The following is a 17,497-nucleotide window of genomic DNA, read 5'->3' as shown; positions in this document are numbered from 1 at the left end:
CGATCAAGGCTCTTCACATAGGCGTCGGGCGGTGTCTTCATCGGTGACGAGCACCGACGGATAGCGGCCCCGCAACGCGGCACGTGTCACATGAAACTTTTTCGGTCCGCCGCTCACCAGTATCACGCGACGTATCTTGCGCAAATCTTCGAGCGTGATCGCGACCGTGCGTCGATTCAGCGGATGATCGATCAGCTCGCCGTCTTCATCCATGAAGTGGCCGAGCATGTCGCCCACCGCGCCCGCTTTTTCGAGCGTGCGCAATTGCTCGGGATTGTCGATGCCATACGTCACGACGAGCGATTCCGTCAGATCGCCGCACGTCAGCAGCGCGAGATCGGCGTTGCGCGCAAGCTCGTAGGTCTCGCGCACCGTGCCTTCCTGCAGGATCACATCGCGCGCCTTCTGGCTGCTGACGTAGATCGGCGCAGCGAAGATATAACCATCGGCGCGGCAGATGTCCGCGAAGTCCGACACCAGATCGAACGTATTGATGCTCGGGCAATGCGACAGCCCGCCTTGCAGCGATACGGCCGACACCGCGCCATACGAGCGCTGCGGCATCGCTCGCAACACCGCGCGTATCGTGCGGCCCCATCCGAGCCCGATTGTCAGTCCCGCGACGATCTGCTTCGCGAAGTAACTCGCCGCTCCTATGCCGAGCGCGGCGTTGTTCGCTTCGGTGTTCGCGCCGCTCGGCACGACCACCGCGCTTTCCAGCCCGAAGCGCCTGACCAGCGCTTCTTCGAGCGCCACGCATGGCGCGATCTTGCTGTTGATGGTGATCTGCACGAGGCCCGATTCGCGGCTCGCGGCCAGCAGCCGGTTCACGCGCACGCGATTGCTGCCGATGCGCTGGGCGATCTCCTGCTGCGTCAGATTGCCGACGTAGTAGTGCCACGCGACGCGGGCCTGCAACTCCTCTTCCGAGTCGATCGATTCGTCCGTTACCGCGATGGCAATCGGCGGGGCTGTCTTGCTCATGTTCTCTGTGTAGTCGCAATGAAGGGCTGCGCGAGTCTACTTCACCGCGCCCATCGTGAGCCCTTGTACGAGCCGGCCCGATACGAGCAGCGCGAAGACCACCATCGGCAAGACGATCAGCGTGCCGGTCGCCATGATTTCGCCCCAGGGCAGTTCATAGCCGCTCATGTAACTCGTCGCGGCAACGGGCGATGTGATGGCTTCCGTACGTGTCAGCACGAGCGCATAGAGCAGATCGTTCCACGAGAAGATGAACGCGAAGATCGCGGACACGACGATGCCCGGCATCGCGAGCGGCAAATTAATGCGCCAGAACACGCGCCACGGCGATGCGCCGTCGAGCCGCGCGGCTTCGTCGAGTTCGACCGGTATGTTGCGGAACTGGTCGGTGCATATCCACACGACGATCGGCAGCGAGAACGTCAGGTACAGCAGGATCAGCACGATATGCGTATCGACGATATCGAGCTTCGTCGCGATCAGAAAGAACGGCACCGCGAGCACCACCGGACTCACCATGCGGTTCGAGATGAACCAGAACCACAGGTCTTCCTTGCCCCGGAACTCGTAGCGTGCGAGTGCGTACGCGGCGGGCGTGCCGAGCAGGATGGCAAGCACGGTGGTTGAACTCGCGATGATGAGCGAATTGAGCAGGCTGCCCGCCACATCATGTTCGAAGAGCGCGGCCGAATAGTGATGGAACGTCGGACTGAAGAGCCATTTCGGTGGATACGCGAGCGCGTCGGACTGACTCTTGAGGCTCGTCGTGACCATCCAGTAGAACGGAAACACCGACGAGAGAAACACGACGAGCAGGCCAATGAAATGCCATACGGTCGCGCGCCTGCGTGCTGCGCGCGCACGCTTGCCGCGTTGAGCGACGCCGCCGTTCGCGGCTTGATTAACAGTTGTGCTCACGCGGCCTCCCGATAAACGAAGCGAATATACAGTCGCGACAACACAATGGTCAGGATCAGCAGGATGATCGCTTGCGCCGATGCCATGCCCTGATCGAAGAGCCGGAAGCCCACGCGCTGAATATAGACACTGATGAACTCGGTCGCGGCGCCAGGGCCGCCGCGCGTCATCGTGAAGACGGCGTCGAACATCTTGAGCATGTCGGCGGAGCGGAGAATCAGGATCGCGGTCAGGCCCGGCAGCAGATAAGGCCGCTGCAAGTGCCACAAGATCATGCTCCACTTCGGCGTTTCGAGGCGCGCGGCTTCTTCGGCTTCCTTGGGCACCATCGAGAGACCGGCAAGCATGATGAGCGCGCAGAACGGCGTCCATTGCCAGATATCCATGATCATCACGGACACGAACGCGAGAGTAGGATCGGCAAGCCAGTCTTGCGGCGGAATGCCGAAGAGACCGGTCAGATAGTTCGCCACGCCGAACTGGCGATTGAAGATCAGCCGGCCGATCAGACCGACGACCGCGTAAGTCGTGGCCATCGGAATGACGAGGCTCACGCGTGCGGCGGCACGCATGAAGCGCAAGTCCATGCGATGCAGCATCAGGGCGGCAAAAAGGCCGAGCGCGATTTCGATGGGCAGCGTAAGGCACAGGAACAGCGCGGTGCGGCCGAGCGCGCCCCAGAACGAGGGATCGGATAGCGTCGCGATGTAATTATCGACGCCGACGAACGGCGTGCCCGATGCGAGATCGGCCAGTTTGTATTGATGGAACGAGTTGTAGAGCGCAAGCAGCAGCGGATAGATGCCGATGACCGCCAGCGCGAAGATCGCAGGAAACAGGAACCAGAAGGCGGGCGAGCGCGGCAGTATGCCGAAGCGGCGCGCGTGCTTGCGCGGCCTCCTTGGCTGTGTCGCGGATGCTACAGTGCCGTTCGCCATTGAATCGCCTCCGGTTCCTTAGGATGACTGCGTGAATCGCGCTTACTTCAGCAATGGCTTCTTGCCGTCGTAATAGCCTGCTTTCTTCAGGATGTCCTCGGTTTTCTGGCCGATGGTCTGCGCGCCCTCTTTCACCGTGACCTGACCGAGCATCATCTTGCTGCCCCATTCGCCGATGACTTCCGACACCGCAGGCCATTCAGGGAAGCGCGGACGATAATCCGGCACGCCGCCCTGCCACGATTCGACCATTGGTTTCACGAACGGATACTTGTCCTGCACGGCCGCATCCTTGTACACCGCCGTACGCGCCGGCACGCCGCCCGCTTCGAGATACGGCTTGGCCATCGCTTCAGAGGTGATCCACTGAATGAAGAGCCACGACGCGGCCTGCTTCTTCGCATTCGACTTCGCGTTGACCGCAAGCGAGAAGCCGCCGAGCGCGGGCTTGAGGCCCGCTGCACCCTTCGGTTCGGTGGTGATCGCAAGACAGTTGCCGATCTTCGATTTGCTGGGATCGGTGAGCGTCGGGTAGAACGCGGACCATTCGGTGATCATCGCGACCTGGCCTTGCGCAAGCGCGTTCACCGCTTCGGCGTGATCGAAGTCGACGATGCCCGGCGGCATGTACTTCATCAGCTTCTGCCGATATTCGAGTCCCGCTTGCGATTGCGGCGACATGAGGTTCGACTTGAACTTCGCATCCAGCAGCGAGCCGCCGTTGGGCCAGAGCACGCGCATGAAGCTGTCCGCCGACTGCGTTTCGCCGCGCCGCGACTGAAGCGCGAATGCGAACTTGTCGCCCTTCGTGAGCTTCGGCGCATACGTGTTGAGCAGCTCGTCCCACGTTTTTGGCGGCGCGTCGAAACCCGCGTCCTTCAACATGCACTTGTTGTAGAACATGAGGCCCGAGTAGTTATCGAACGGCAGGCCATACGTGACCTTGTCCCAAGTGCCGAACGAATCGAGCAGGATCGGGAAGAAGCCCTGCAAATTGAGGCTCGGGTCCGCGAGCTTCGGATCGTCGGTGAACTTCTTGATCGGCACGAGCCACTTGTTGCTCGCGAATTCGCCGATCCACACGACGTCGACGAGCACGATGTCCTGGTCCCCGCCGCCGACGAAGTTGAGCACTTCCTTCTCGCGCGTGTTCTCGTAGGGAATGACTTCCCAGCGCACCTTGATGCCCGTCTCTTTCTCGAACTGAGGAATCAGGGTTTGTGCGGCCTTGTATCCGGGGCGATCGAGAAATATAGCCTTGATGGTAGTGCCGGAGTACGGCTGCGCCGCTTCCTTGAGCGTCCAGGCTTGCGCACCGGATGCAGTGAACGTCGCGCTTGCCGCTAACAGCGCGACTGCCGCGATGTGCTTCAACGGACGGGACTGTATGCCCTGCGTGATGCGCTTTTTCATGCCTTGTCTCCTTTCTGTTTTCTCGAGCGGATACGTTCGTGTCGTGCGTCCTTCCCTGCGCAGCGGAGCGAAAAAGCACGGTAGGGAGCCGTGTCGTTTCACTTGTAATTTCGGTTTTACAATTGTATATTTGGGCCCGAACAGGTTGTCAAGAACAATGTGAGTCAAGGCATTCGATGCTGCACTGCGATACTTCCTGCGCAGTGCGGCGATGAAACCGGCTTAGATGGAGACACGCATGAGCGCAGTCCATTTGCAGCAGATTCGCAAGGCCTTTGCAGGCACCGAAGTGTTGAAGGGCGTCGATATCGAAGTGGCCGACCGCGAGTTCATGGTCTTCGTCGGACCATCGGGATGCGGAAAGTCCACTCTGCTTCGCAGCATTGCCGGACTCGAGCAATCCGATTCGGGACAAGTGCTGATCGGCGGCGAAGACGTGACGGATCTCGAGCCGTCGCAACGCGGCGTCGCGATGGTGTTCCAGTCGTATGCGCTCTATCCGCACATGTCGGTGTACGAGAACATCGCGTTCGGCCTGCGCATGCTGAAGTTGCCCGAAGCGCAGATCAAGGAGCGCGTCAATCGCGCGGCGGAGATACTGCAGATCGGCCAGTTGCTCGAAAGGCGTCCTCGCGCGCTGTCGGGCGGGCAACGGCAACGTGTGGCCATCGGGCGATCAATCGTTCGGGAACCGAAGGTCTTTCTGTTCGACGAACCGCTATCCAATCTCGATGCAGCGTTGCGCGTACAGATGCGCCTCGAGCTCATCAAGCTGCACAAGCAGCTCAACGCGACGATGATCTACGTCACGCACGACCAGACCGAAGCCATGACCATGGCCGACCGCATCGTCGTGTTGAATCATGGACGTGTGGAGCAGATCGGTTCGCCGCTGGAGTTGTATCGGACGCCTCATAATCGTTTCGTCGCGGGCTTTATCGGCTCGCCGAAGATGAACTTCATCGATGTCCGCGTGCTGCGTGTCGATGCCACGGGCGTGACCATTGAACTGCCCGGAGGCGAACCGTTGACGCTGCCGTTCGCTGCGGCGTCGATCAAGCCGGGAGAAAGCCTTACGCTCGGAATACGCCCTGAGCATTTCATCGAGTCGGGCAGCCGGGATATCGACAGCGGTCTGACTGGCGAGGTCATGGTCATCGAGCATCTGGGCGGAGAAACGCTTCTGCATATTCGCTTGCCGAACGATCTCGTGATCAACGTGAAGGGTTCGGGGGAGTCGACCGCGGTCGATGGTCAACGGCTCAACGTCGGCTTCCGCATCCGACACGTGCATTTGTTCCGTGAAGATGGCAGCGCGCTAGAAAGGATGCGGCCGGTCGCGGAGGCGGCTATCGTCTGATCGAAAGGGCTGGCGACGCGTTAGTCCGTATTACAAAACATCGAAGAAACTGCAGCGTTTGCTGCAAACGTTTCTCGTACGATCGTTCGCCGGAGCCGTCAGTGTTACCGGCGACGACGCCTAATGCTCCCACCTTTACGCTCGACGGCGGTTGCTCGTTACGCAACGATGCCCTGCAATGATGCATGCCTAAGGGTTTTCCCCCGACCAATGGCGCTTTCGCCCGATCAATGCTGAAACGGGCATGAGTCATGCAATTAAGCGCCTGATCCAATCAACGGGCGGCACAGCATGAACGCAACAACACTTCGCTCGCGGCTTTCGAACGCCGCACCGGCTGCCGGTCACGCGCTGAAGTGCCGGGTGCTTCAGGGTTTGAGAACCGGCGAGTTTTGCGTCGCGTATCAGGGCATCTACCGGGTCGATAACAGCGAGCTCGCGCAGATGGAAGCGCTCATCCGGTGGCGTCATCCGGAGTTCGGTGTGTTGTTGCCAGGAAGTTTCTTCGAGGCGCTCGAAGATGAAGAAGTCATCGTCGAGTTGACGGACTTCGTGATGAACACCGTATCGCGCGATATCGCGGCGCTGCAGGCGACGGGCGTGTGTTATCCGGTAGCGATCAACGTCCCGCCTTCGCTCGCATCGTTGGATGAGTTCAGCGAGCGGCTTCAAACCGTTTGCGATGCGCATGGCATCCCGCCTGATCTGATCGAAATCGAACTCTCGGAGAGCCAGGATCTCGCTCGCTTTCCTTGCATGTCGAGGGTGGTGCAACGGCTGCGCGATTGTGGCGTGAACGTGGCGATGGACGATTTCGGCACGGGCTTCGCCTGTCTTGCGGCGCTTGGGCCGATCGACTTTGGGACCGTGAAGATCGCGAAGGAACTGCTGTCGGAAGCGCCGCGTTGTCCGAACGCGCGAACAGTATTTTCGTCGGTGCTTGCGCTGCTGACGCGGCTCAACGTCAAGATCGTCGTCGAGGGTGTGGAGACACTGGCGCAGGCGCAATGGCTCGCGCAATGGCCGCATGTGCTTGCGCAGGGCTTCTATCTTGCCCGGCCTGTGTTCGGGATGGACAATGTTCCGGGCGTGAGAGCGTCGATGCCGGGTAGCGTCGCGACAGAGGTGCGGTTTGCGAACGCGGCTTGATGACGGCTTCGTGCGATGCGCTCATGGAAGGCGCATCGCGCGTCAAGCCTTGATCATGGAGCCGATGCTGGCGCGGGCTGCCCGGCCTTTTGCGCGTTGATGCGCTGCTGGGCGTTTTGCAGGTTGCGCGGATAGTCGGTCTGCTGGCCGGACGGGTTGTAGCCGTTCTTTTCAAGCTCGCTCAGTTCGGCATTCTTCTTGGCGCGTGCAGCTTTGCGTTCGGCTTTCTTGACCTGCTTCGGCGTTGAGGCGGCGGAGTCTTGAGCGTGCGCGGGTGTCGCCGGTACGGTGATGAGCGCGGCCACCGACAAGGCAATGACAGCGAGCGGTGCAGTGCGGAAAGTGAGCATGTGGGGGCTCCGAAGAAGTGGCGATTGCGGATGCCCGAGCAAAAAGTGATCCCATACGCAACGAGTCAACTCGCGATTATTCAGGCCGCGTGCTGCCCGTCATATTGAGCACGCTTCCGGCACCGTGCGGCATCTCCGCTCAAACCCCCACCGCCCCCTCCTCCAGCAACGCCTCGAACGCCTGCGCCGAAAGCGGCTTCGCCAACAAGAACCCCTGCATCTCGTCACACATGAGATCGCGCAGCCGATCGCGCTGCGTCCCCGTCTCCACCCCTTCCGCGACCACGTCCATATCGAGCGAATGCGCGAGCGCAATAATCGCCGATACGATCGCGCGCCCTTCCTGGCCGTTCTCATCCAGCCCGTTCGTGAAGAACCGGTCGATCTTCAATTGCTTCGCACGAAAACGCTGCAAATAAGCGAGACTCGAATACCCCGTACCGAAATCGTCGATGGCAATCTCGAAGCCATTGTCCTGAAACGCGCGAATCATGTCGATGGTGCGCGGCGCGTCCTGCATCGCCACCGTCTCGGTGATTTCGAACATCAACTGCTCGCTCGCCACGCCTTCCTCGCGCAGTATCGCCAGGATGCGAGCCACGAGATCCGTCTCGTTCATCTGCCGCGGCGACAGGTTGATCGCCACCTTCACCGGAGGACGTCCCGCGTCGCGCCATCGCACCATCTGCCGGCAGGTCTCGCGCACGACCCAATAGCCGATCTCGACAATCTGCCCCGAACGCTCCGCAATCGGAATGAACTCCATCGGCGTCAGCAATCCGCTCTGCGGATGATCGAGCCGGATCAGCGCCTCGGCACCGGCAAGCTCGCCGCCGCCGCGAAACTTCGGCTGAAACAGCAGAAAGAAATAGCCCGCGTCCAGCGCTTCGTGCAACGCCTGCTGAATCTTCAGCGTGCGCACCGCCGCTTCGTTCATGCTCGCCTCGAAGAAGCGATACGTGCTGCGTCCGCCGCGCTTCGCCTCGTACATCGCGACATCCGCATGCTTGAGCAGCGCTTCGACGCTCTCGCCATCGTCGGGAAACAGCGCAATGCCGATGCTCGGCATCACCTGCAACGGATGCTCGCCGATCACGAGTCCCTTCCTCATCGTATCGAGGATGCGTTCGGCGAGCCGCTCCGCGTCGCCATGCGCTTTCATGTTCTCCAGCAGCACGACGAACTCGTCGCCGCCGAGCCGCGCGACCGTATCGCCGCCGCGCACGCATTGCAGCAGGCGTCGCGCGAACGCCTTCAGCACTTCGTCGCCGGTCGAGTGGCCGAGCGAATCGTTGATGGTCTTGAAGCCGTCGAGGTCCATGAAAAGAATCGCGAAGCGCGTGCCGCCGTGCGTCGCGTGGCGCACCGCCAGCTCGATGCGCTCGGTCATCGTGCGGCGGTTCGGCAAATCCGTGAGCGTGTCGAACGTCGCCATATGGACGATCTGTCCGTGCAACTTCGTCACGGAGCCGGCAAGCATCGCGTTATGCGCGTCGAAACGCGACAGCACGAGCGTGATGACGAGGATCGTCAGCGTGAAGAGCGTGACGGTCGTGCCGAGCCAGTGCACGTCGACATCGTTGGCCGCGCCGCAGACCGCGCCGAGCGGAAAGTTCGCGGCGGCATTGCCCGTATAGTGCATGCCGGTGATCGCGATGCCCATCACCAGCGCCGACGCAACGCGCTTGATGATCAAGTTCGACTGGCTCGCGTCGGACAGCGCGCGTGCAATCCACAGCGCCGCGCCGGATGCGGTCACCGCAATCGCAATCGACGCTGCGAACAGCGCGGGATCGTAGACGATGGCCGGTTGCATGCGCATCGCGGCATCGCCCATGTAGTGCATCGTCGCGATACCCGCGCCCATCAGCACGCTGCTGACAACGAGCCGCGCGATGGTGAGCCGCGCGCCGTTGATGACCGACAGCGCGAAGAAGGAGACGAGTATCGCAACACCGAGCGACGCCGCCGTGATGCTCAGGTCATAGCCGAGCGGGATCGGCAGCGCGAAGGCGAGCACGCCGATGAAATGCATCGACCAGATGCCGGTGCCCATCGATGCCGCGCCGCCCGCGAGCCACACGTGGCGCATGCGCGAGCGGGACAGCGCCGCGATGCGGCCGGAGATGTCGAGCGCCGTGAACGAGGCGAGCGTCGCCACGACGACCGACGCCGCGACGAGCCAGAAGTTGTATGTGCCGTGCATAGGGTGCCGGGTTCAAGATGCTTGTTTGCGTCTGCGTCTTATCGGCGCGCGCCCCGGCATTCTTGAGTCCGCGCTCAACTCCTGGCCGGCATCCATCCCTGCGCCGGGCCGCTTTTACCGATCTGCACCGCGATCGCATCACCAAGGCGCTTTTCATCGGACGAAACGCCCGCCCGCTTCGTTTCCGATACCCCGTGCAGCCCGCCCGATACCGCCAGCGAACTCATCGCATGGCCCGCCGCCGCTCCGACGCCCGCCATCTCCGCGACGCCAGGCGCGTGGCCGCTGTCCGCGCTCGCGTCGAACTGCTCGACGAGTTGCGGCACGCCGTGCGCCGGCTTGTAGAGGAGCTGCACCGTCGCACCCACCTTGCTTTCGCCCGCGCCGAGGCCGATCAGCACGCGGCGGCGGCGGTTACCGGCGTCGATCTTGTCGATGCTGCCCGCGACGACCAGAACGCTCCGATCGTCCGGCGGCGGGACATCGGCGCGGATCGCGGGCAAGCCCATCGACTGCAGCTTCGCGACGATTTCGTTGGCGACCGCCTCGCCTGCTTCGACCGCTTCCTGCGATTGCTGTTGTGCGGGCGAAGCGCCGGACATCGAGGCCTTCAGCTTCGATGCGATACCGTGATCGTCGAGCTTGACGTCGCCTGCGTTGCTGTCGAACGCGTAGACGTAGATTGCGTCAGGACGCGTCGCGGGCGCCGCGGCGACTGTCGTCGCGTTCGGATATTGGCCGGCTTGCGCGCAGCCGGCGAACAACGCGCTGCTGGTCATCACGCCCGCGATCACGACGCGGCGCGCATGCTTCAGGATGGAATCGAGCGAGGAAGAACGGATCGGCTTGGACATGGTGGCGGCTCGGCTTGATGAATCGTTGGCTGGGTGGTTCGCTTCAGACGCAACTATGGACGAGGCCCGCCGCCTGGGCCATCGAACATTTATGTCGCGAAGTTTCATCCACGGGAAGAGCCCGCTGCGCGGCGCTTCAGCGCGATTGCGCGGACGTCGCTACCATGCACCGGATACACGAACCGCCACCAACCACGGAGTCAGGAATGGACCTCAAGATCGGCAGCAAACTCGCGTTCGTTTCGGGATCGACGAAAGGAATCGGCCATGCCATCGCAGTGGGGCTCGCGCGTGAAGGGGCGCGCGTGATCGTCAATGGACGCTCGCAAACGTCCGTCGATGCCGCGCTCGACAAGCTGCGCCAGGCCGTGCCGAATGCGCAAGTGGAAGGCTTCGCCGGCGATGTCTCCGACGCCGCGCAAGTGGACGCGCTGGTGCAACGCTTCCCCGACGTCGAGATTCTCGTGAACAATATGGGCATCTTCGAACCGAAGCCGTTCGAAGACATCTCCGACGACGACTGGCTGCGCTTCTTCAACGCCAACGTGATGTCGGGCGTGCGGCTGTCGCGTGCCTATTTGCCGAAGATGAAGGCGAAGAACTGGGGACGCGTCGTATTCATCAGCAGCGAGAGCGGCATTCAGATTCCCGTCGAAATGATCCACTACGGACTGACCAAGACCGCGCAACTCGCGCTCTCGCGTGGCCTCGCCGAAACCTGCGCCGGCACGGGCGTGACGGTCAACGCGGTGCTGCCCGGCCCAACGAGCTCCGAAGGCGTGACCGAGTTCGTCGACAAGCTCTCGGGCGGCAAGAGCTTCGAGGAAGCGGAGAAGTCGTTCTTCGCCGAGGCGCGGCCAAGCTCGCTGCTCAAGCGCTTCATTGAGCCGGAAGAGATCGCGAGCATGGTCGTGTATGTGTGCTCGGAGTTGTCATCGGCGACGAACGGCGCGGCGTTGCGCGCGGACGGCGGAGTCGTGCGCGCGGCCTTCTAGCGCGTGCCCGGGCCCGCGCTCAACGCGTGGGCCTTGGCGAGCGCATCGGTGATATCGGAGACGGTCTTTTCGCGCGCCGTTTCATCCTGCTGCCTAAGCGCGTATGACGGGTGATACGTCGCGATGATCACCTTGTCACCGAACGGCACCACGCGTCCGACGTGCTCGCGCAAGGTCGCGCGCTTGCCGAGCAGCGCAGTGAGCGCCGTCGCGCCCAGCGTGACGATGACGCGCGCATCGGTATCGTTCAGTTCGCGTTCCAGCCAGTACGAACACGCTTCGACTTCCTGCTGCGCGGGCGTCTTGTGCAGACGCCGCTTGCCGCGCGGCTCCCACTTGAAATGCTTCACCGCGTTGGTCAGATACACCTGTTCGCGCGGCACACCGGCGCGGCGCATCGCATCGTCGAGCAATTGTCCGGCCGGTCCGACGAACGGCTCGCCCTTCAGGTCTTCCTGATCGCCGGGCTGTTCGCCGAGCAGCATGATGCGCGCATCCGGCGGCCCCGCGCCGTGCACCGCCTGCGTCGCGTTGCGCCAGAGATCGCAACGGCGGCAGGTATCGAGCGAGGTGGGCGCGTCGCGTTCCGGCTGCGCATCTTCCGCCTCGACCTGCACCGTCTTGCCGCCGAGCGCGCCGACCGTTCTTGCCTGCGCGACGCGCCGCGCGCCGCCGCGCGCATCGCTCAGCATCTGGGGGATCAGCGCGCCTTCGGGCAAGCCCTTCCAGAACCGCACTGGCATGTGCTGTTCGAGCGCAGATTCATTGAGACGCGCCGGATTGAAGATGCTGCGGTAGTAAGTCATCCAGAGGTCTTCGGCGGCGTCGGGCGTATCCGTCGCATGGTCGGACGCCAGCGCGCGGCGGCGCTCGATCTGCAGGCGCTCGCCGTTCCACATCGCCGCGCCGTCGGGCGTCGTGATGAGCCACGTCGAGCGGCCCATGCGCGCGGCGAAGTGATCCGCGCCCCACGCGAGGACATCGTGGTCCGGCTCGTACCACGCGACGTATTCGGGCGGCCCGAGCGACGCGTCGCGCTGACGGAAACGCACGTAGGCGATCATGTCTTGCTGCGCGCGCCGCACGGCCTTCGCCATCTTGTAGAGGCGCGCGCCGTCTTCGTCGGCGGGAGAAGCGGCCGAGCGATCGCCGTGGGTCCATCGCCATAACACGCGATACAGAAAGCCCCAGCGATGCGCATCGCGGAAATGCGCGGCGTCTTTCAGCAGCGCGGCGAGTTCGCGCGAGACGCGCACCTGTTGCGGCTGGCCCGAAGGCGCGGCGGCATCGGCGTTCGCTTCGAACAACGCGGGCGCTTCGCTCTGGCGCGTGCGCCAGTCGATCGCTTCGGGCGCGAGTCCGAGCGACAGCGCGTTCAGCGCCGCGCTGCGCCAGGCGTCGAAATCGTCGTCGATGGTAATGGCCTGCATTTCGACGCTAGAGAAGCGACAACTGCACTGGCTGCGTCGCGAGCGCCCGCCGCAAATTTTCCGACGATGCCTCGACGAGCGGCGGCCGATAATCTTCGGTGACCACGAACGGCTTCACCTTGTCCATGCTGCAGCGAAGCCGCACGAGGTCGTGATAGCGCACGCGCCGTGTCCGGCGCAATTCGACGATGCGCTTCGCGTTGCGCATGCCGATGCCCGGCACACGCGCAATCATGCGCGCCGGCGCGGCGTTCAGGTCGACCGGAAAGCGCTCGCGGTGAGCAAGCGCCCAGGCAAGCTTCGGATCGACATCGAGCGGCAGGTTGCCGGCATCGCCGAGAAGCTCGGCTGCATTGAAGCCATAACCACGCATCAAAAAGTCCGCCTGATACAGCCGATGCTCCCGCAACAGCGGCGGCGCTTTCGACGGCACGCCGGTCGGGCTGTCCGGAATCGGGCTGAACGCGGAATAGTAGACGCGCTTCAGTTGATAGGAACCGTACAGCGTTTCGGCGGTGCCGAGGATGGTGCGGTCGTCCGTTTCGTCCGCGCCGACGATCATCTGCGTGCTCTGCCCCGCCGGCGCGAAACGTGGCGCGCGTGGCTCCGCTTCGGATTCTTCTCGCGCCACGCGGATGTTGCCCATCGCGAGCTTGATGGTTCGCCCGCTTTTCTCCGGCGCGAGACGTTCGAGGCTGATCTCGGTCGGTAGCTCGATATTCACGCTCAGCCGGTCCGCATACCGCCCCGCCTGCGCGATGATTTCGGGATCGGCATCCGGTATGGTTTTCAGATGGATGTAGCCGCGAAACTGATGCTTCTCGCGCAACGTCTTGGCGACGAGAACGAGTTGCTCCATCGTGTAATTCGACGAGCGAATGACGCCGGAACTGAGAAACAGACCGTCGATGTAATTGCGGCGATAAAAATCCACCGTCAGCGTGACGACTTCTTCCGGCGTGAAGCGCGCGCGCGGCACGTTGCTCGACCGGCGGTTGATGCAATAGCGGCAGTCGTACAGGCAAAAGTTGGTCAGCAGGATCTTCAGCAAGGACACGCAGCGGCCATCCGGCGTGAAGCTGTGGCAGATGCCCGAACCCGTGCTCGCGCCGAGGCCGTCCACGCCGCGCGACTCGCGTTTCGGCGCGCCGCCGCTCGCGCACGAGGCGTCGTACTTGGCGGCATCCGCGAGAATTTCGAGCTTTTCTGACAGTTCCATCTTGGCTATGATACTGTATGTTTATACAGTATGCTATCGGTGTCGTGCGAGGTCAAAGGGCGTTCTACTTCAACGGATCATGTCCCCAGTTCATCAGCGAATAACGCCAGTTCGTATGCTCGATATCGCCGTGCGGACGCTGCGCCAAATGGCGCTTCACATAGCCGGCTACCTTGCGCATGTGGGCGTAGTCGTCGGCATGCAAGTCGCTCTTCTTTGCGCCAAGCAATTCGATGATGCGTCTGCCCGACTTGTGGCCCACGGACTCCGCATCGCCGTCTTTCTGGCCGACTGCGCGGGACTCTCCCGTCGCGAGCCATTTGTCGAGTTGATGCGCCGTCATGTTCACGAGCGTCTTGAACTCTTCGAAAGCGGCCTTGTCTTCTTCGTCCGTCGATTGTCCATGCGCGTTGGCTTTGGTCACGAGTTTGCCCCTGGTATCGCGTCATATCGATCGAGCAAACATCGCTCCTGTGACATCGCCTTGCCTCAACCGAGTTGATGACTTCATTAGCGGAGACTTCCCGAATGCGTTTCGACTACAAGAACTTCCATATCGACTGCACCGCCCGTCACGACGAAGACGGCAGCTTCTACGCGCACGCCCGAATCACGAGCGCGCCCAATGAATACACGCCCAATCTCGAAGTCCACGACTCCGGCGATCTCGACTCATTCGCCAATGAATGGGACGCCTTACATTGCGCGCGGGCATGGGCAATCGAATGGTGCGACGAGGCGCTCGCCTGACGCACTCTCGGCTTCCTGGCGTGGTCGCCCTAAGCGAGGCTTTCATCGCGCGGCACAGCGATTGCGGTATGTAAGCCGCGACGCCGCGCGGTCAACGCAAAGCGGCGCGCTTAAACCACCATCAAGGGAGGCACCATGAAGATCGCTAAGAAGAGTTTGCTCGTGTCCGCGCTAGTGTTGAGCCTGTCGGGCGCTGTGTTCGCGCAGGGCGCGGGCGGCGGTGCAGGCGGAGGAGCAGGCGGTGCGGGCGGCGGCACGGCGGGCGGCAACGGCGCGGGTCAGGGCGGCACCGGCATGAGCACGCCGAACGCGCATGGCACGACGGGCGCCACGTCCGGCGCATCGGGCTCGAGCACGATGGATTCGTCGGGCGGCTCGAGCGGATCGACGGGCTCCAGCAGCCATATGAACAAGAAGAGCGGCTCGAGCAGCGGCAGCAAGACGAACTAAGGCACTTCGTCTGACGAGTGTGCAGGCCGCGTTCGATGCGCGGCCTTTTTGTTTCTGGCGTCGTCACGATAAGCGGTCGCAAGTCGTGGCCGATCCCTCCGAACGCATCCCTTCGACATAGGGATTTCGCGTCCTCTCCCGAATCCGTAACGTATGCCTGCGCGATGTTTCTCGCGCTCGAAACAGCACCGTGGTGAATGCACCGCGTGCTCGTATCGTTCGCGCGTTTGCCCGGATTCATTCATCGCGCGACTTTGCCCTAACGCTGCAAGGAGTCCGCGAAATTCGTTTCCGGCTGCTTGAGCATTCGTTACAAGGAGCTGGAACATGAAGCCGAGCCTGAACCTGAAAGTCGTCGCGATGATGGCCGCCTGTGCAGTGACCGCGAGCGTCGGCAACGCGCGCGCCGAAGGCATGCCCGAGTCCGCGCAACAACTCGTGCAGACGATGCGTCCAATGCAGCCGCACAACGGCGCGCCGGAACGCGATGCGAACGTCAAGTCCGACGCCGGCGACGACCGCGCCTATGGCGGCGCGACTGGCAACGCGGGCGTATCGGCGAGCGGACGCAGCGCCGAAAGTTGCGCATGGGCGCCCGCCTGCACCGTGTTCTTCGGGCACTGAAGCCCGCGCCGACGCCGCCGGCGCTAATCCGTCCGCGGCGTCAGTCTGAACGCGACGCTCGTCGCGTCGCCCGGTTCCAGCAGGCCGCCGCCCTTCAGCGCGTGATCGACATCGAGGTTCACCCAGTCCGCCACGTTGCTCACCGGCTCGACGCACAACAGCGACGGAAAATCCGCCGGCGCATAGATCACCATGAAGTCGAACGGCGCGTCGGCGTCGAGCGTCACCGCGCGATGCTCGTCCGGCCACGCGATCGACGCCGTGCGCGTCCAGCCCGCGAAGTTGTTGTCGAGATCGAACGCATCGGCGGACATGCCTTCGGGCGACGCCAGCGCGTCCACGCTCGGATGCGGCCCGATGTGCGTCGGCAGCGGATCGGGCGTCGTGTGCCACATCGACGAAACCCGCGCATGCACCCGCGTGTTCGACGTGCGCGGAAAGTACGGATGATGGCCGATGCCGAACGGCATACGCCGATCGGACAAATTGCGCAGCGACATCGTGACCGTCAGCGATGTCCCGTCCAGCGCGATGTCCTGCGCCGCCTCATACGCGAACGGCCAGTGATGCGCGGCTTCCATCGATGGCGCGTGACTGAGCGTGAGCCGCGCGCTCGCCTCCGATAACGCCTCGACGCGCCACGGCAGCCGCCACGCGTTGCCGTGCAGCGCGTGTGGAAACAGATTGCCGTCGCCGGACAGATCGACGAGCGCGCCGTCGAACGTAAAGCGCGCATCGCGGATGCGGTTGCAGTACGGCGCCAGCGGAAAGCTCGCCATGCCAAGTGGATTGCGCGCGGCGAGCGCATCGGGCGTGGCGGGACGCAGCCAGTGACGCTCGCCGTCCGCGTGCGCGTCGAAGAACGCTGCGATCGCCCCGCCGATATGCGGCGCAAGCACCACGCGCCGCGCGCCATGACGCAAAGTAACGAGCGCGTCGTCCGCGCTCTCGATGTGATCGGCGCTCAATATGCGAACTGCCGGTAGTTTTCGTCGAAGATGCGCGCGGTTTGCTCGACCACCGGGTTGTAGCGCAACAGACGCTTCGCACGCGGCGGTAAATCGGCGAACACGGCGCGCGGCACGTCGATATGCACTTCGGGCCGGAAATACCACGCGCGGCTGTAGCCGATCACGACCATTGGACGCGGTTCGTCGGTGAGATTCGGCGTGCCGCGATGCAGCCCGCGCACGTCGCGGATCATCACGTCGCCAAGGCGCATCGGCACGCGCTCGGGCGGAAAGCGGCCATCGGCGAGACCGGCGAGCGCTTCTTCGCGTGAGATGCGATGCGTGCCGCGCGTCGTTTCGAGTGAGCCGTTACGGTCGTCGACATCGACGAGCGGAAAGTTCACCGCAAGCTGAAACGACGGCGTTTCCGGCGCGTCGTCGAAGAGCGGCGGCGTGTCGCGATGCCAGTCCTGGAAGTCCGAGCCCCGCACCGGCGTATCGGTGGCGAGCTGGCACATCACCGGGTCCGGCCCGGCCACACGCTCGACAATGCCGACGATGTCTTCGTCGCAGAAGATAGCCGGGTCCGCGAATTCGCCCTCGAACGGCAGCGTCACGTAGTAGCGCCCCGGCCCGCGATTGCCGCTGGCGGACGCTTCACGCGCCGCCTCGACATGCGGTGCGAAGAGCGGCGCAAACGCATCGCGCCATGTTGCGAGCTTCGCGTGGTCAAAGTGATCCCGCAGCAGTACGAAGCCATCTTTCTCGAACGCTCGAGCGAGCGCATCTCTCGTGCTTTCGTCATACCGGCCCATCGTCTCCTCCGTTGTTTCGGTCATCGTTCGATCGAAAACAGGATGGCATGCGTGCAATCGGGCCGTCAATATTATTAGTAATGGATCGGGAA

At 63.0% G+C, this 17,497-nt stretch carries 18 protein-coding genes; 6 read left to right on the top strand and 12 right to left on the bottom strand.

Translation table 11 applies throughout. From position 1 onward, the window contains the following. Positions 1 to 3: 3 nt before the first annotated feature. The 4 genes from LDZ21_RS25215 to LDZ21_RS25200 are packed head-to-tail and all read right to left on the bottom strand — an operon-like array spanning position 4 to position 4,253. Entirely contained in the window at positions 4 to 984 is a 981-nt protein-coding gene (locus LDZ21_RS25215; protein WP_244796843.1) for a sugar-binding transcriptional regulator, read from the bottom strand. Positions 985 to 1,020: 36 nt separating this feature from the next. After that, positions 1,021 to 1,902, bottom strand: coding sequence for a carbohydrate ABC transporter permease (locus LDZ21_RS25210; protein WP_244796842.1), 882 nt, complete (start codon positions 1,900 to 1,902; stop codon positions 1,021 to 1,023). After that, the gene (locus LDZ21_RS25205) at positions 1,899 to 2,840 is read right to left on the bottom strand and encodes a carbohydrate ABC transporter permease (RefSeq protein ID WP_035965170.1); all 942 of its coding nucleotides are present in this window, start codon (positions 2,838 to 2,840) and stop codon (positions 1,899 to 1,901) included. Before LDZ21_RS25205 ends, LDZ21_RS25210 begins: the two co-directional genes overlap by 4 nt. Positions 2,841 to 2,882: 42 nt before the next feature. Then, positions 2,883 to 4,253, bottom strand: coding sequence for an ABC transporter substrate-binding protein (locus tag LDZ21_RS25200; protein WP_244796840.1), 1,371 nt, complete (start codon positions 4,251 to 4,253; stop codon positions 2,883 to 2,885). Between the two features lie 238 nt (positions 4,254 to 4,491). Between LDZ21_RS25200 and LDZ21_RS25195 the strand changes: the two genes are divergently transcribed. Together LDZ21_RS25195 and LDZ21_RS25190 are read left to right on the top strand one after the other, a co-directional pair. Continuing rightward, the gene (locus LDZ21_RS25195; protein ID WP_244796838.1) at positions 4,492 to 5,613 is read left to right on the top strand and encodes an ABC transporter ATP-binding protein; all 1,122 of its coding nucleotides are present in this window, start codon (positions 4,492 to 4,494) and stop codon (positions 5,611 to 5,613) included. 291 nt (positions 5,614 to 5,904) lie between these two features. Further along, positions 5,905 to 6,762: an EAL domain-containing protein gene (locus tag LDZ21_RS25190; protein WP_244796836.1), complete on the top strand. Its 858-nt coding sequence runs from the start codon at positions 5,905 to 5,907 to the stop codon at positions 6,760 to 6,762. 53 nt (positions 6,763 to 6,815) lie between these two features. Here LDZ21_RS25190 and LDZ21_RS25185 read toward each other — a convergent pair whose 3' ends face one another. The 3 genes from LDZ21_RS25185 to LDZ21_RS25175 all read right to left on the bottom strand — a co-directional run bounded on the left by LDZ21_RS25185 (position 6,816) and on the right by LDZ21_RS25175 (position 10,172). Then, positions 6,816 to 7,112, bottom strand: a complete 297-nt coding sequence (locus LDZ21_RS25185; protein ID WP_244796835.1) for a DUF4148 domain-containing protein — start codon at positions 7,110 to 7,112, stop codon at positions 6,816 to 6,818. 139 nt (positions 7,113 to 7,251) lie between these two features. After that, positions 7,252 to 9,318 carry a putative bifunctional diguanylate cyclase/phosphodiesterase gene (locus LDZ21_RS25180; RefSeq protein ID WP_244796833.1) on the bottom strand — a complete coding sequence of 689 codons (2,067 nt, stop codon included), beginning with the start codon at positions 9,316 to 9,318 and terminating at the stop codon, positions 7,252 to 7,254. A 74-nt stretch (positions 9,319 to 9,392) separates the two neighbouring features. Next, a complete protein-coding gene (locus LDZ21_RS25175) occupies positions 9,393 to 10,172 on the bottom strand; it encodes a DUF4410 domain-containing protein (protein WP_244796831.1) in 780 nt (259 codons plus the stop codon). A 206-nt stretch (positions 10,173 to 10,378) separates the two neighbouring features. Here LDZ21_RS25175 and LDZ21_RS25170 point away from each other — a divergent pair, with 206 nt between their 5' ends. After that, entirely contained in the window at positions 10,379 to 11,167 is a 789-nt protein-coding gene (locus tag LDZ21_RS25170) for an SDR family NAD(P)-dependent oxidoreductase (protein WP_244796830.1), read from the top strand. On the opposite strand, the gene LDZ21_RS25165 is transcribed toward LDZ21_RS25170, so the two are convergent. The 3 genes from LDZ21_RS25165 to LDZ21_RS25155 all read right to left on the bottom strand — a co-directional run bounded on the left by LDZ21_RS25165 (position 11,164) and on the right by LDZ21_RS25155 (position 14,240). Beyond that, complete coding sequence (locus tag LDZ21_RS25165; RefSeq protein ID WP_244796828.1) at positions 11,164 to 12,597, bottom strand: UdgX family uracil-DNA binding protein; 1,434 nt, start codon at positions 12,595 to 12,597, stop codon at positions 11,164 to 11,166. The two genes, LDZ21_RS25170 and LDZ21_RS25165, sit on opposite strands and share 4 nt — an antisense overlap. A gap of 7 nt (positions 12,598 to 12,604) precedes the next feature. Then, positions 12,605 to 13,816 carry a putative DNA modification/repair radical SAM protein gene (locus LDZ21_RS25160; RefSeq protein WP_035965222.1) on the bottom strand — a complete coding sequence of 404 codons (1,212 nt, stop codon included), beginning with the start codon at positions 13,814 to 13,816 and terminating at the stop codon, positions 12,605 to 12,607. A gap of 64 nt (positions 13,817 to 13,880) precedes the next feature. After that, the gene (locus LDZ21_RS25155) at positions 13,881 to 14,240 is read right to left on the bottom strand and encodes a DUF3140 domain-containing protein (protein ID WP_244796827.1); all 360 of its coding nucleotides are present in this window, start codon (positions 14,238 to 14,240) and stop codon (positions 13,881 to 13,883) included. 104 nt (positions 14,241 to 14,344) lie between these two features. Between LDZ21_RS25155 and LDZ21_RS25150 the strand changes: the two genes are divergently transcribed. From LDZ21_RS25150 to LDZ21_RS25140, 3 genes are all read left to right on the top strand, one after another. Continuing rightward, complete coding sequence (locus tag LDZ21_RS25150) at positions 14,345 to 14,566, top strand: hypothetical protein (RefSeq protein WP_035965233.1); 222 nt, start codon at positions 14,345 to 14,347, stop codon at positions 14,564 to 14,566. Positions 14,567 to 14,701: 135 nt separating this feature from the next. Then, positions 14,702 to 15,016, top strand: coding sequence for a hypothetical protein (locus tag LDZ21_RS25145; RefSeq protein WP_280519443.1), 315 nt, complete (start codon positions 14,702 to 14,704; stop codon positions 15,014 to 15,016). Positions 15,017 to 15,343: 327 nt separating this feature from the next. Further along, positions 15,344 to 15,640 carry a hypothetical protein gene (locus LDZ21_RS25140; RefSeq protein ID WP_244796825.1) on the top strand — a complete coding sequence of 99 codons (297 nt, stop codon included), beginning with the start codon at positions 15,344 to 15,346 and terminating at the stop codon, positions 15,638 to 15,640. A gap of 23 nt (positions 15,641 to 15,663) precedes the next feature. Here the strand turns inward: LDZ21_RS25140 and LDZ21_RS25135 are convergent, their stop codons facing one another. Next, a complete protein-coding gene (locus LDZ21_RS25135) occupies positions 15,664 to 16,608 on the bottom strand; it encodes an aldose 1-epimerase (RefSeq protein ID WP_244796824.1) in 945 nt (314 codons plus the stop codon). After that, a complete protein-coding gene (locus tag LDZ21_RS25130) occupies positions 16,605 to 17,405 on the bottom strand; it encodes a phytanoyl-CoA dioxygenase family protein (protein WP_404980718.1) in 801 nt (266 codons plus the stop codon). Before LDZ21_RS25130 ends, LDZ21_RS25135 begins: the two co-directional genes overlap by 4 nt. Between the last annotated feature and the right edge of the window lie 92 nt (positions 17,406 to 17,497).

This window comes from Caballeronia grimmiae, assembly GCF_022879615.1.
Taxonomy (GTDB): domain Bacteria; phylum Pseudomonadota; class Gammaproteobacteria; order Burkholderiales; family Burkholderiaceae; genus Caballeronia; species Caballeronia grimmiae.
The sequence above is the reverse complement of the archived record's forward strand: the minus strand, read 5'-3'. Positions and strand labels throughout refer to the sequence as shown.

Bases quoted from the DNA above. Each gene is read 5' to 3' on its own strand.
- LDZ21_RS25180 (WP_244796833.1), bottom strand. From the start codon at position 9,318: ATGCACGGCACATACAACTTCTGGCTCGTCGCGGCGTCGGTCGTCGTG.
- LDZ21_RS25195 (WP_244796838.1), top strand. From the start codon at position 4,492: ATGAGCGCAGTCCATTTGCAGCAGATTCGCAAGGCCTTTGCAGGCACC.
- LDZ21_RS25160 (WP_035965222.1), bottom strand. From the start codon at position 13,816: ATGGAACTGTCAGAAAAGCTCGAAATTCTCGCGGATGCCGCCAAGTAC.
- LDZ21_RS25215 (WP_244796843.1), bottom strand. From the start codon at position 984: ATGAGCAAGACAGCCCCGCCGATTGCCATCGCGGTAACGGACGAATCG.
- LDZ21_RS25130 (WP_404980718.1), bottom strand. From the start codon at position 17,405: ATGGGCCGGTATGACGAAAGCACGAGAGATGCGCTCGCTCGAGCGTTC.
- LDZ21_RS25145 (WP_280519443.1), top strand. From the start codon at position 14,702: ATGAAGATCGCTAAGAAGAGTTTGCTCGTGTCCGCGCTAGTGTTGAGC.
- LDZ21_RS25150 (WP_035965233.1), top strand. From the start codon at position 14,345: ATGCGTTTCGACTACAAGAACTTCCATATCGACTGCACCGCCCGTCAC.
- LDZ21_RS25200 (WP_244796840.1), bottom strand. From the start codon at position 4,253: ATGAAAAAGCGCATCACGCAGGGCATACAGTCCCGTCCGTTGAAGCAC.
- LDZ21_RS25205 (WP_035965170.1), bottom strand. From the start codon at position 2,840: ATGGCGAACGGCACTGTAGCATCCGCGACACAGCCAAGGAGGCCGCGC.
- LDZ21_RS25175 (WP_244796831.1), bottom strand. From the start codon at position 10,172: ATGTCCAAGCCGATCCGTTCTTCCTCGCTCGATTCCATCCTGAAGCAT.
- LDZ21_RS25190 (WP_244796836.1), top strand. From the start codon at position 5,905: ATGAACGCAACAACACTTCGCTCGCGGCTTTCGAACGCCGCACCGGCT.
- LDZ21_RS25185 (WP_244796835.1), bottom strand. From the start codon at position 7,112: ATGCTCACTTTCCGCACTGCACCGCTCGCTGTCATTGCCTTGTCGGTG.
- LDZ21_RS25170 (WP_244796830.1), top strand. From the start codon at position 10,379: ATGGACCTCAAGATCGGCAGCAAACTCGCGTTCGTTTCGGGATCGACG.
- LDZ21_RS25140 (WP_244796825.1), top strand. From the start codon at position 15,344: ATGAAGCCGAGCCTGAACCTGAAAGTCGTCGCGATGATGGCCGCCTGT.
- LDZ21_RS25165 (WP_244796828.1), bottom strand. From the start codon at position 12,597: ATGCAGGCCATTACCATCGACGACGATTTCGACGCCTGGCGCAGCGCG.